We start from the raw sequence: 12,865 nt of genomic DNA on the forward strand, positions 1-12,865 counted from the left end.
GGGGCGTGGACTGGCTCATGCCGTCCACGCCCTTTGCTCGCCCGTGAGGGCGAGGGCGCACGACTCCCCGGGCGCCACCGGCACGGTGCGGTCGGCGAGCGCGATGTCGATCGGATCCCGGTCGGACTCCGGCACGGTGATCCGCAGCTGTCCCGCGCTCAGCCGCAGCCGGACACTCCAGTGCCCCCGATAGCGGATCGCGAAGCCGTACTCGGACAGCTCCGGCAGCGGTACGGGATCCAGGCGCAGCGCCCCGCCGCGGGTCTCGAGGCCGGTGAGACCGCGCTGGACGAGGTCGAGCGTGCCGGCCATGGCGCCGAGGTGGATGCCCTCCCCGGTGGTGCCGCCCTGCAGATCGGCGATGTCCCCGGCCAGCGCCTCCTGGACGTAGGTCCAGGCATCGGAGCGCCGGGCGCGGGCCAGGACCCAGCCGTGGACGAGGCTGCTGAGAGTGGATCCGTGGCTGGTACGGGCCAGGTAGTGATCGACGGTGCGCTGCCACGTGGCGTCGTCCAGTACGTACCCCAACCGCCGGAAGAGGCCCTGGAGTTCGCGCGGCCCGAAGAGATAGCCGAGCATCAGGACGTCGGCCTGCTTGGACGCCTGATAGTGGTTGACGCTGTCGCCCTCGGCCTCCAGGATCCGGTCCAGGCGCCGGATGTCGCCGTAACGCGCCCGGTACGACACCCAGTCGAGCTCGGCCAGCTCGCCGTAGCCCTCGAACTGGCTGATGACGCCGCCGTGGAAAGGCACGTACAGCTTCCGGGACACGTCCTCCCAGGCGTCGAGCTCACCGGCGGCGAGGGAGATGCGCTCGGCGAGGTCCCGGCGACGCGGTTCGGGCAGGCCGCGGACCACGTCGAGTGCTCGGGCCAGCACCCAGGCGGCGGTGACGTTCGTGTACGCGTTGTCGTCGAGGCCCGGGCGCGCCGATCCCGGATAGGCGTCGTGGTACTCGTCGGGGCCGACCACGCCGCGGATGCGGTAGCGGCCGAGCGCCTTGTCGTACGTGGCGAGCCCGGCCCAGAACCGTGCGATCTGCGCCAGCATCTCGGCGCCCTTGGTGTGCAGGAACTCGCTGTCGCCGCTCGCCTCGCAGTACTGCCACACGTTGTACGCGATCGCCGAACCGACGTGGTGCTGGAGGCGGGAGTGGTCGGGCAGCCAGCGGCCCGAGCGCGGGTTGAGGTGCAGCTCCTGGGTCTCCTCCCGGCCGTCGCTGCCGCTCTGCCACGGGTACATGGCGCCGCTGTGCCCGGCGTCGCGGGCGGCGAAGCAGGCTTGTTCCAGACGGCGGTGGCGGTAGGCGAGCAGGGCGCGGGAGACCTCGGGCAGGTGCAGGTTGAGGTAGGGCAGGATGAACAGCTCGTCCCAGAACACGTGGCCCCGGTAGGCCTCTCCGTGCAGGCCGCGAGCCGGGACGCCGACGTCCAGGTCGGCCGTGTGCGGGGAGAGGGTCTGCAGGACGTGGAAGAGGTGCAGCCGCAGCACCGGACCCGTGCTGTCGGGGACGTCCAGCTCGGCGTTGCGCCACAGCTGCCGCCAGGCGGTGCGGTGCGAGGCGATCAGCGCGGTGGCGTCGGGAGCGCGGCCCACCCGGTCGATGGCGGCGTGCAGCGGGTCGCTGATGGCCGGGTCGCGCGAGGTGTGCAGCGCGACGGTCTTGTCGAGGGTCACGGTCTGTCCGTCGGTGAGGCGGAGCAGCAGTCGCTGGACGGCCCGCCCGTCGTCGCGCGCGACGGATATCCTCGCCGGAGCGTCGGCGGTGGTCCGGGCGGCCAGGCCGACGCGGATGTCGGACGTCGTGGTGCGGCAGCGCAACCACACCGTGGTCCTGTCGTCCGAGGCGCCGGTGTGTGCGTGTGTGAGATGGCGTGCGGCCAGTCGCCGGTAGCGCTCGACGCCGGCGTTGGTGACCGTCCCGTCGAGCGCCGCTTCGACGTCGAGGTCCCCGGACCATCCTTCCGCGGTGAACTCGGTGCGCAGCAGTGCCAGATGAGGGTCCGCCATGTGCGCGAGGCGCAGTTGGCGCACCGCCAGACGGCGGCCGTCTTCGTCTTCGTAGCGCAGGGTGCGGGTGAGGATCCCGGAGCGCAGGTCGAGGCTCAGGCGGTGGTCGAGGAGCTTGTGCGTGTCGGGGGCCAGCCATTCGCCCGCGCCGGTACGGAAGCGCAGCGGCAGCCAGTTGGGCAGGTTGACCATGTCCTCGTTCTCGATCGAGCGCCCGGCCACCTCGGACGTCAGCCGGTTGTAGCAGCCCGCGGCGTACGTGCCGGGGTAGTGGACGGTGCCGGCGGCGCACTCGGGGGCGGCGCCGCGTGTGGCGAAATAGCCGTTGCCGAGGGTGCACAGCGACTCACGGAGCCGTTCCTGCGCGGGGTCGTAGCCCTCGTACTCCCAGGTCCAGTCGGTGAGGTCCGTGAGGTCGGTCCCGTCGGGCATGCTCAGTCCTCCGATGCGAGGAGATCGGCGAGGTCGTCGACCACGATGTCCGCGCCGTGGTCCAGGAGAGCGGCACGTGTCTGCGGGGTGCGGGCCCGGTCCACGCCGACGACCAGGCCGAAGCCGCCGCGCCGCCCTGCCGCCACGCCCGCGAGGGCGTCCTCGACGACGGCGGTGCGAGCGGCGGGGACGCCCAGGCGGCGGGCGGCCTCCAGGAACAGGGCGGGGTCGGGCTTGCCGGGCAGGTGCAGGCGGGCGGCCGCGGCACCGTCGACCAGGGTGTCGAAGAGGTCCCGTACCCCCGCGTGGTCGAGGAGTTCCGGAGCGTGCCGGGACGCGGACGCGGCAGCCAGCGGAAGTCCCGCCGACCGCAGGACACGCAGCAGCCGGACCGTGCCGGGATAGGCGTCGATGCCGTGCCGACGCAGCCGCTCGGTGAACAGCCGTTCTTTGTCGGCGGCTACGGCCCGCACCTCGTCCTCGGCGGAGTCGAGCCCGCGGGACTCCAGGAAGGCCCGTGCCCCGTCGAGACGTGACTTGCCGTCGACGTACCGCAGGTAGTCGTCGCGGACGTCGAAGGGGCGCTGGTGGACCTGCCGGTCGCGCAGGTGGGCGTCGAAGGCCGTCTTCCACGCGGCGGCGTGCACCCGCGCCGAATCGGTGATGACGCCGTCGGTGTCGAGGACCACGGCCGCCGTGCCCCGCAGTGCGCGGGGAACGGCGGCCCGGGCGGGACCCGAGCTCATCGGCGGATGCCGGAGCCGAGGCCGGTGCTTGCGCTCATGGAGACGTACTCCCGTACGGGCCGGGGCACGTCAGGCGGTCCAGGTCCAGTCGGCGACCTCGGGGAGATCGGTGCCGTGTTCGCGGATCCAGGCGTGGTGGCGCAGCCGGGTGTCCTCCATCGACTGCCGTACGTCGGCAGCGCGGACGGCGAGGCCAGGGACGCGGTCGATGACGTCCATGACCAGGCGGTAACGGTCCATGTCGTTGCGGACCACCATGTCGAAGGGCGTCGTCGTGGTGCCGATCTCCTTGTAGCCGCGCACGTGCAGGTTGTGGTGGCCGGTGCGACGGTAGGCGAGGCGGTGGATCAGCCACGGATAGCCGTGGTACGCGAAGATGACCGGCTTGTCCTGGGTGAACAGGGCGTCGTACTGGGCGGCGGGCATGCCGTGCGGGTGCTCCTCGGCGGGCAGCAGGCGGGCCAGGTCGACGACGTTGACGACCCGTACGGCGAGCTCCGGCAGATGCTGGCGGAGCAACTGCGCCGCGGCCAGCACTTCCTGGGTGGGTACGTCACCCGCACCCGCGAGCACCACGTCCGGTTCCCGCGCGCTGTCCTCGGTACCGGCCCAGGTCCAGATCCCCGCACCGCGGGCGCAGTGGGCGCGCGCCTGCTCCAGGCTGAGCCAGTCGAAACAGGGCTGCTTCCCCGCGACGATCACGTTCACGTAGTCGCGGCTGCGCAGGGTGTGGTCGGCCACGGACAGCAGGGTGTTGGTGTCCGGCGGGAGATAGACCCGTACGACCTCGGGGCTCTTGTTGAGGACGTGGTCGACGAAGCCGGGGTCCTGGTGGGAGAAGCCGTTGTGGTCCTGGCGCCATACGTGCGACGTCAGCAGGTAGTTGAGCGAGGCGATGGGCGCGCGCCAGGGCAGGCGACGGGTGACCCGCAGCCACTTGATGTGCTGGTTGACCATCGAGTCGACGATGTGGACGAACGCCTCGTAGCAGGAGAACAGGCCGTGTCGGCCGGTGAGCAGATAGCCCTCCAGCCAGCCCTGGCAGGTGTGCTCGGAGAGGATCTCCATGACTCGGCCGTGCCGGTCGAGGTGTTCGTCCACGGGCAGCATCTCGGCCTGCCAGGCTTTGCCGCTGGCGGCATAGACGGCCTGGAGACGGTTGGAGGCGGTCTCGTCAGGACCGACGATCCGGAAGTCACGCCGCTCGCTCGTCGCCGACATGACGGATTCGAGCAGGTCGCCGAGCACACGGGTGGGCTCGTGCAGGGTGGCGCCGGGCTTGTCCACGGCGACGGCGTACTTCTCCAGGGGCGGTACCGGCAGCTCCCGCAGCAGCAGTCCGCCGTTGGCGTGCGGGGTGGAGCCAAGGCGCCGCGTGCCCTCGGGGACACAGGCGAGGACCTGCTCCCGCGGCCGTCCCTGTGCGTCGAAGAGTTCCTCGGGCCGGTACGACCGCATCCACTCCTCGAGCTGCCGCAGATGCTCCCCGTTGTCGCGGACGCCGGACAGCGGGACCTGGTGGGAGCGCCATGTGCCCTCCACGGGCAGCCCGTCGACCTCGGCGGGTCCGGTCCAGCCCTTGGGGGTGCGCAGCACGATCACGGGCCACAGGGGCCGGTCGATCCCGCCCTCCTTGCGTGCCGTGCGCTGGATCTCGGTGATGCGGTCCAGGGCGGTGTCCATGGCCTGGGCCATGTCCCGGTGGACCTGGAGCGGATCGTGGCCCGTGACATGGAGCGGGGCGTGGCCGTATCCCCGCAGCAGCTCGTCGAGTTCGGCCTCCGGGAGCCGGGACAGCACCGTGGGGTTGGCGATCTTGTAGCCGTTGAGGTGCAGGACCGGCAGGACCGCGCCGTCGTGCACGGGGTCGAGGAACTTGTTGGAGTGCCAGGAGGCGGCCAGCGGTCCCGTCTCCGCCTCGCCGTCGCCGATCACGCAGGTGACAAGGAGCTGGGGGTTGTCGAGTGCGGCGCCGTAGGCGTGGGAGAGGGCGTAGCCGAGTTCGCCGCCCTCATGGATGGAGCCCGGGGTCTCGGGGGCGACGTGGCTCGGCACTCCGCCAGGGAAGGAGAACTGGCGGAACAGCCGCTCCATGCCCACCGCGTCCCGGGTCACATCGGGGTACGTCTGGCTGTAGCTGCCTTCGAGCCAGGAGTTGGCGAGGACGGCCGGCCCACCGTGACCGGGCCCCCAGACGCACAGGGCGTCCTGGCCGCGCTCCTTGATCACACGGTTGAGGTGTGTGTGGACCAGGTTGAGTCCGGGCGATGTGCCCCAGTGTCCGAGCAGCCGCGGCTTGATGTGCTCGGGCCGCAGCGGCTCGGTGAGCAGGGGATTGGCGAGCAGGTAGATCTGGCCGACCGCCAAGTAGTTGGCGGCCCGCCAGTGGGCGTCCAGTGTGCGTAGTTCCTCGTCGGTCAACGTCGTGCTGCTGTCCGGGTGCTCTTGCCTGGCGTTGGTCATGAACAACCTCGTGAACGTCGTTGGATGGGTCGAGGAGCGGTTCGAGGAGCACTCGAAGAACAAGGGAGGCGGCGTGGCCGGAAGGAGGAAGCGCCCCCGTGTCGCTGCCGACCACACGGCCGGGCTCTGAGCGGGGCACCGGCGTCACGTCCGCTGCGGGACGACGGCCACGGGGCAGGCGGAATGGTGCAGCACCGCGTGCGTGACCCGGCCGAGCTGGAGACCGAGGTGTCCGCGGTGTCGGCGGGCGCCCACGACGAGGAGGTCGGCGGTGCGCGAAGCCTCCACCAGCGCCGTGCGTGCCACCCCCTCGACCATCCGGGGGCGTACCCGCACGGAGGGGTGCTCCACCACCGCGTCCCGCAGCGTCTCGTTCACCAGGTCCGTGGCGCGTTGTTCGTGGTCACGGGCGGCATCGCCGACCGTGAGCGGGGGATCGGACGAGTCGTGCGCGGGACAGCGCCACGCCCGTACGGCGTGCAGTGCGGCGTGGCGGTCGGCGGCCTCCTGGAACGCGAAGCGCACCGCCGCCGAGTCCGCCTCGTCGCCGACCCCGAGCACGATCCGCTGCCCGGCACGGGTCCAAGGACCCTGGCCGCGGCCGTCGCGCAGCACGACGACGGGGCAGGCGGCTCGTGCGGCGACCGCCAGGCTGACCGAGCCGAGCAGCAACTCGGCGACGCCACTGCGGCCGCGGGACGCCACGACCACCATGGAGGCGTTGCGGGCCTCCCGGAGCAGGGCGCTCACCGCGTCGGCGCGCAGCACTTCGGCGGAGATCTTCAGATCCGGTACGCGGCGCTCGGCCCGTTCGACGGCACCGCCGACGATGAGGTCGGCGCGCACATGCTGCGAGGGCTTGCCCAGCACCTGCGCCAGCGCGGGCCCTTCGTAGCGCTCCCACAACGAGGCGTACACCAGCCGCAACGGCACGCCGTGCAGGGCGGCCTCGTCCGACGCCCAGTCCACGGCCCGCATGCTCGGAGCGGAACCGTCGACGCCGACGACCACGGGCAGTTCCATGCGCGGCATCTCCTTCACCCGTCCTGTTCGAGTCAGTCGTGCGGGACGACGGCGACCGGGGCGGCCGCGTGGTGCAGCACCGCGTGCGTGACCGGCCCGATGCGGGGACCGACCGGTGAGCTGCGGACGCGGCGCCCGACGACCACGAGCGAGGCGTCCTTGGAGGCGGCGGTCAGGTGGTCCGCGGGCCTGCCGGGGCGGGATTCCTCCCGCACCTCGACGGACGGGAACTTCTGCCGCCAGGAGCCGAGGACGTCGGTCAGAGCGGCCGCGTCGTCCTTGGCCAGCCGGGCGTTGAGTTCGGGGTCCTCGGGGAGGCCGTAGGCGAAGTATGGAGGCAGCGGCCAGGCGTGGACGACGCGCAGGGCCGTCTCACGGCGCGCCGCGGCCTCGAAGGCGAACTCGATCACCGACGCGTCGGGGCTGTCGGCGTCGAGCCCTAGGACGACGGGCCGGTACGCCGTCGCGGCGGACGGGATCCCGGACGGGTCCTGAACGTGCTCGTCCGCGGCTTGTTCCCCTGCCCGGACGAGGACCACCGGGCGTCGGGCATGGGCCACCACGGCCTGCCCCACGGACCCGACCAGGAAACCGCCGAGACCGCTCAGCCCGCGCGCCCCGAGAACCAACAGCCCGGCCTCGTCCGCCGCGGAGGCCAGCACCTCACTGGGCCGCCCGCTGAGCTGCTCCACGCTCACGGACACACCGGGGTGGCGCAACCTGAGGCCGTCGGCCGCCTCATGAGGCACCCGTACCGCCTCGTGCTGCTGGCTCTCGGCACCGAGGAACGGCGTGTACGCCAGCGGAACGGGCTGCCAGACGCTGACCAGCTTCAGCTCCGAGCCGAGCAGCTGTGCCTCGCGGACCGCCCACTCGGCGGCGGCACGGCTCTCGGGGGAGCCGTCGAAACCGGCGACGACAGTGCGGGACATGATGCGTACCTCCTGGTCAGGGCCGGAGTCGCCGAGGACGGCGAGTTGCCCTTGCCTCGATCGTTCACGGCCTCGATTCGCACCTGGCTTCGATTTCAGTGTCGTGCGTGGGGCGACTGAGGTGGAAGGGCCGACCAGGTCCCGGCAGGGGCCGACCGGCCCTACCCGAACTCCAGAACCTCGCGCACCGGGCGACGGCGGGTCGTCGGCCCGTGCGGGCCGTGACCGATGCGCAGCACCATCTGCACGAAGCCCACGGCCGACGTCGGATCCCGCACGAGCTCGCGCAGGTCCGGCCACTCCAGGGCATGAGACGTGAGGGAAGTGGCCAGGCCGTCGAGCGTGGCCCGCAGGAGGACCCGTTCCATGGCCTGGCCGGCGCGCAGCCAGTCGGCCGGCCGGTCGTCCGCGGTGCCGAGCAGGACCAGGTTCGGCTGGGACTCGAAGGTGGTCGTCCCGCGGTCGGAGACGGGCCGACGGCCTGCGAAGTCGCGCACCGGGGCGCGGCCGTCCCGCTTGTGAGGGCCGAAGGCGTACTCGGGGACGCCTTCGGTGGCCGTGTCGGCCTCGGCCGCACCGAGCCGTGTCCAGCGGGCGAGGTCCTCGTCGCGGGCCGGCTCGACGCCGTCACGCCCCTCGGCGTCCTGGACCAGGTCGAGCAGCGCTTCCAGATGCCAGGTGGAGGGGAACAGCAGAACAGCGCCCTCGCGGTCGGCGGCCTGGGCCAGCACGGCCCGCTGGGCGTCCGAGAGCCCCTGCTCGGAGAAGGGGTATCGGCTCGTGTGCCTGCGGTGTATCGCCGGATACAGCCTTTCCAGCTCGGCGTCCGGTCCCTCCGGAGGACCGTCGGACAGGCCGACGCTGGCGAGCAGCCCCGGGTCGGCGTGGTCGGGCAGCAGACGCACCTGCGGCAGCCGGCCCGCGTGCGCCGCCGCGACGCGCAGATTGAACAGCGCGGCTCCGCATCCGATGTGCAGGGCACGGTGCGACGGATCGGAAGCGGGCATGGCCCGTGCCGGGTCGGCGCGCAATTCGAGGGTGTCGCTGTCGCGCAGGAAGCGGAACCGCCAGGGTTGCGCGTTGTGCATCGACGGTGCGGTCGCCGCAGCGGCGACCAACCGCTCGACGGTCTTGTCATCAGGCATGGTGGCTCCCTCATGGGCTCACGCCGGGGCGGGGCGGAGAGGAACCGTCGCTCCTTCCACGATACGGGCTTGCCACGGCTTCGGCAGATGCCACCGGGCGGCGGACACCGGGCCTGCCGGATGAGGTCCGAGTGGCCGCGCCCCGCGGCCCGGTGGGCGTACCGGCCCGGCACCTTCAGAGTGACGCGGTATCCCACCGCACACCAGGGGCCACCCGGCCCGGCGGACGGGCCGAGCCGGGACGTACGGGGGCCTGGTGGCCCCTGCGCGGCGATCGCACGGCGGTGTTCGATGAAGGCAGGGAAACACCGGCGAGAGGAGGAGAGCATCGTGGGTACGTCATTGACCCCGGAGTTCTGGAGGCTCTTCGCCGTCCTCTTCGTCGTCGCCGTGGCAGTGGTCTTCGCCCTCGCCACCGCACTGGACGCGCTCGTGCTGCGGCTGCGTCGGCCCCGCGGCCGGTTGTCGACGACGAGGGCACGTCGCACGGCACCGGCCAAGCCCGGGGAAAAGCCTGTGACGGGGGCTGTGTGACGGTGGCCCTTCGAGAGACGATGAAGGGCTGAGGCGGGTGGCGGAGGGGAGAGGCCGGATGACCGGGCTGGTGCGGATTCCGCTGGACGCGGGGGAGTTCCTCGTCGCGGAGGTGGACCTCGCCGACATCCCGGAGGACTCCGTGGTCCTGGCCTCTCCCGAGCCGGGACGGTCGGTGGGGCAAGCGTCGCGGACCCTGGAGTCGAGCCTTCAGAGCCTTCGTCCCGCCCTGACCGGCCTGGCGAAGACACTGGAAGAGCTCAGTGCGGACGCGGTGTCGATCGAATTCGGGCTCAAGCTGGGAGGCGAGACGGGGGTCATCTTCGCCAAGGGGACCGCGGAGGTGCATTTCACCGTGACCGTCCAGTGGACGCCCCGGCCCGTGCCCGCCGAGCCCTCGCCTGCGTGATGGTCGCGTCCGGTGCGGCCGTCGTCCGTTTCCGCTCCTCGGGTGGGGGAATCGTCGGACACGGTGTCCTCGTTGACGAGGACCACATCGTCACCTGTGCACACGTCGTGAACGCGGCACTTGGACGTTCACCGCGCAGCGCCGACGATGCCACGGGACAGGTCGTCCGGCTCGAATTTCCGTTGCTGTCCCAGCTCGCCGCGCTGGCACCGGAACGCCGTGCTCGGGTCGACGTCTGGGCGGAGCCCGGGACCGCGTTCGACGGGCTCGACGTGGCGGGGCTGACGCTCGTCGGTGAAGCCAGGCCGATCGGTGCGACCCCCATGCCGTTGGCCCACGAAGACCTCACGGAGGGGGACGTCCTGTTGTTCGGGCCGGTCGAGGGCCGGCCAGGCGGCTGGATATCGGCCCGACTGCGCCCGCTGGTCAAGCAGTTCAGGCAGCAGGTCGACCAGCGGGCCCATGGCGCCCACATGGCCCGGCCGGGGTACAGCGGCACGCCGGTCCTCGACCCGAAGACGGGGCGTGTCCTTGGCATCGTGGTGGCCGTCGCGACCAGGCGTGACGACGCGGCCGTATACGCGATCCCGGTGACCAGCCTGGTGGCCGTATGGCCCGCGGCCTTTGCCCCGCTGCCCGCGTCCCCGTACAAGGGGCTGGAGGCATTCGGCCGCGATGACGCCCCTCTCTTCTTCGGCCGTGACGCGATGACCGACGAGTTGGTCTCGGCCGTGGACGCCCGCGGCCTCGTACCGGTGGTCGGCGCGTCGGGTGCGGGCAAATCGTCCCTGGTGCAGGCCGGACTCGTACCGCGCCTGGCGGCCGGGCGTACCGACTGGCGGTTCGTTCTCGTCCGCCCGCGTCCACGCCTGGATACGGCGTTGGCGGCGGGGTTCGCCCGCGCCGCAGGGTCTCCCGTGAATGTGCCCGTGGCCGAGTTGGAGGCATGGCAGGCCCGGATCGGCTCCATCGGCCTGTCGGCGGCGGGGGACCTGCTGCTGGCGGCGACCGGAGGGGAGCGGCTCCTGCTCGTCATCGACCAGTTCGAGGAGGTCGAGGACGACCCGTCGACCACGCGTGCACTGCTCGACGGGCTCGCGGAGCTGGCCGGGTGTACACGATCCGCCACGGTGGCGGTGCTCACCCTCAGGGAGGACGCCTTCGGCCGGTTCTTCGTGCTTCCCGGGCGGTTCGGGGAGGTCCTGCGGCGGACGGCCGTGGCACTGCGTGGCATGGAGACGGAGGAGCTCAACGCGGCGATCGTGCTGCCTGCCGGTCTCCGCGGCATGACCCTCCACAGCCGACTGGTGCACCAGTTGGCCTCGCTCGTGGAAGGGCGCCCAGGTGCCCTTCCTCTGCTGGAGTTCACCCTGGACCGGATGTGGTCCACCCTGCAGCGGGGCCAGCACACCCTGTCCTTCGAGGCGTTGGCGGAGATCGGCGGACTTGACGGTGCGCTCGCCGAGTACGCCGACGGCGTCCTGGCGGACCTTGCTCCCGAAGAGCGTCCGCTCGTACGACGGCTTTTCCTCAACCACCTGACCGCGCCCGACCAGCCGGGCGTCCGCCGGGTGGCCACCCGCTCCGAGCTCCGGCCCGCGGAGTGGTCCATCGCGATCCGACTGGCCAACGAGCGGCTGTTGACCACGAACCGCAGCGACGACGGCGAGGAGACCGTCGAAGTGGTGCACGAAGCACTGCTGAACGCCTGGGGCACACTCGCGTCCTGGCTCAAGGAAGAGGAACCCTTCCGCACCTGGCGGCGCATGCTCGCCTACGCCATGCGCCGACGCCACGCAGGTGACGAGACAGCGGTACTGGCCGGACCTCTGCTCAGCGATTCCGAGCGCTGGCTGGCAGAGCGCCCGAACGACGTCACCGTCGAGGAACGCCGGTTCATCAGGGCGAACCGCGAGTATCAAGACCGCGAGGAGCACAAGTACCGCACCCTCTTCGAGGACTCCCTGGTGCGCACCCTCACCTTGGCCGCGCAGCGCGCCGACGACGCGACAGTCGCCATGCTCCTTGCTGTGGAGGCTCTGGAGCGCTCCACCGATCCGGCCGTGGATCTCCTGGTGCGTTCCTGCCTGCACCGAACGGGACGGACCGAGCTCGAGTACGTACCCGGAGCCGGATACGAGGGCGACTTGAGGCGGACGGCCAACAGGATCCGTCTCCCCGAATGGGCGGAGGGGCCTCCTGGGCGTTGGTCGACCGAGCCTGGGGCGACGCGCCACTGGACACTCGGTGACGAGAACACCAGTGTGCTCATCGACGCGCGTGGGCGTGTACGGATGTGCTGGGGCGCCGCGGGAAGCGGAGCCGACGTGCCGCTCGCCGCCCCGGCCGTGATCGCCGCCTGCACGGACACGGCGACGGCGCTGTGCCTGGGCACCGAGACGGGTGAGCTGCACTTCTACCAGATCACGGACTCCGTGGAGAAGATGTGGCGGGTCGCTCTGCCGACTGCCGCGACCTGCGTGGCCGTGGACGGCCAGGGCAGCAGGGTCGCCGTGAGTGGCGACGACGGCGTCACCCGGGTGCTGTCGGCGCAGGCGGACGGCGACGAGGTCCTGGCGCTCCCCTCACCGGGGTTCGTCGAGGATCTCGACTTCGCGCCGGACGGCTTGTCCCTAGCGGTACAGATGGCTGGAGGCCGTGTCACCATCTGGGACCTCACCTCCGGGGACCGTCGTGGCGACGCCGAGGGCCCCATGGGCCATGTCGCCTTCAGCGCCGACGGAGCCCATCTGGTCTACCGAGGGCGGCAACGCAACGGCGAGGACGGTGTCGTCCGGCTGCCGCTCCGTGCGGCACACCTCGCGGCCCTGGCCCGCGAAGCGGCGGGCCGCGACCTCACCGACGACGAATGGCAGTGCCACGTCGGGATCCCGCCTGTCACCGCGCAGCGCGCCGCAGGATGACAAGAGCGTGCTCGACCAGAGTCAGCCGCTCGCCTGCCTCTGCCTGCCGACCGGCATGCGGAGATATCCCGCCGTCTTCCTGGGCGGTGTCGGCCACCACCTGCCACGGTCGGTCAGGTCCGACCGGTACCAGGAACTCCCGCGATTTCGCCGAGGCGTTGAACATCAGCAGGAACGAGTCGTCGGTGATGCGTTCGCCGCGCTCCCCGGGCTCGGAGATGGCGTTGCCGTTGAGGAACACCGTCAG

Annotated in this window: 9 protein-coding genes and 1 pseudogene; 3 read left to right on the forward strand and 7 right to left on the reverse strand. The window is 71.6% G+C overall.

Going from position 1 to position 12,865, the window contains the following annotated elements; translation table 11 throughout:
* Positions 1–15: 15 nt before the first annotated feature.
* From ACZ6AA_RS35625 to ACZ6AA_RS35650, 6 genes are all read right to left on the reverse strand, one after another.
* Positions 16–2,442: a glycoside hydrolase family 65 protein gene (locus tag ACZ6AA_RS35625; RefSeq protein ID WP_471462584.1), complete on the reverse strand. Its 2,427-nt coding sequence runs from the start codon at positions 2,440–2,442 to the stop codon at positions 16–18.
* Between the two features lie 2 nt (positions 2,443–2,444).
* Complete coding sequence (locus ACZ6AA_RS35630; protein WP_471462586.1) at positions 2,445–3,188, reverse strand: HAD family hydrolase; 744 nt, start codon at positions 3,186–3,188, stop codon at positions 2,445–2,447.
* Positions 3,189–3,257: 69 nt separating this feature from the next.
* Positions 3,258–5,651, reverse strand: coding sequence for a phosphoketolase family protein (locus tag ACZ6AA_RS35635; protein WP_471462588.1), 2,394 nt, complete (start codon positions 5,649–5,651; stop codon positions 3,258–3,260).
* 144 nt (positions 5,652–5,795) lie between these two features.
* Positions 5,796–6,674, reverse strand: coding sequence for a universal stress protein (locus ACZ6AA_RS35640; protein ID WP_468483427.1), 879 nt, complete (start codon positions 6,672–6,674; stop codon positions 5,796–5,798).
* Between the two features lie 32 nt (positions 6,675–6,706).
* Positions 6,707–7,606, reverse strand: coding sequence for a universal stress protein (locus tag ACZ6AA_RS35645; protein ID WP_468455142.1), 900 nt, complete (start codon positions 7,604–7,606; stop codon positions 6,707–6,709).
* A 161-nt stretch (positions 7,607–7,767) separates the two neighbouring features.
* On the reverse strand, positions 7,768–8,751 hold the full coding sequence (locus ACZ6AA_RS35650) for an Acg family FMN-binding oxidoreductase (RefSeq protein WP_468483425.1): 984 nt from the start codon (positions 8,749–8,751) through the stop codon (positions 7,768–7,770).
* Between the two features lie 330 nt (positions 8,752–9,081).
* Between ACZ6AA_RS35650 and ACZ6AA_RS35655 the strand changes: the two genes are divergently transcribed.
* Genes ACZ6AA_RS35655 through ACZ6AA_RS35665 form a run of 3 tightly spaced genes read left to right on the forward strand, consistent with a single transcriptional unit; the run spans position 9,082 to position 12,618 of the window.
* Positions 9,082–9,285: a hypothetical protein gene (locus tag ACZ6AA_RS35655; RefSeq protein WP_468455146.1), complete on the forward strand. Its 204-nt coding sequence runs from the start codon at positions 9,082–9,084 to the stop codon at positions 9,283–9,285.
* Positions 9,286–9,343: 58 nt separating this feature from the next.
* Positions 9,344–9,694 (forward strand): CU044_2847 family protein, encoded by a 351-nt coding sequence (locus ACZ6AA_RS35660; protein WP_468455148.1) that lies wholly within the window; start codon positions 9,344–9,346, stop codon positions 9,692–9,694.
* Positions 9,694–12,618, forward strand: coding sequence for an nSTAND1 domain-containing NTPase (locus tag ACZ6AA_RS35665; RefSeq protein ID WP_471462604.1), 2,925 nt, complete (start codon positions 9,694–9,696; stop codon positions 12,616–12,618). The genes ACZ6AA_RS35660 and ACZ6AA_RS35665 overlap by 1 nt, the downstream gene beginning before the upstream one ends.
* Here ACZ6AA_RS35665 and ACZ6AA_RS35670 read toward each other — a convergent pair.
* Positions 12,593–12,865 (reverse strand): annotated as a pseudogene (locus ACZ6AA_RS35670) (glycogen debranching enzyme); the annotation flags it as partial. The gene ACZ6AA_RS35665 and the pseudogene ACZ6AA_RS35670 sit on opposite strands and share 26 nt — an antisense overlap.

Source organism: Streptomyces sp. NPDC040610, from assembly GCF_055594065.1.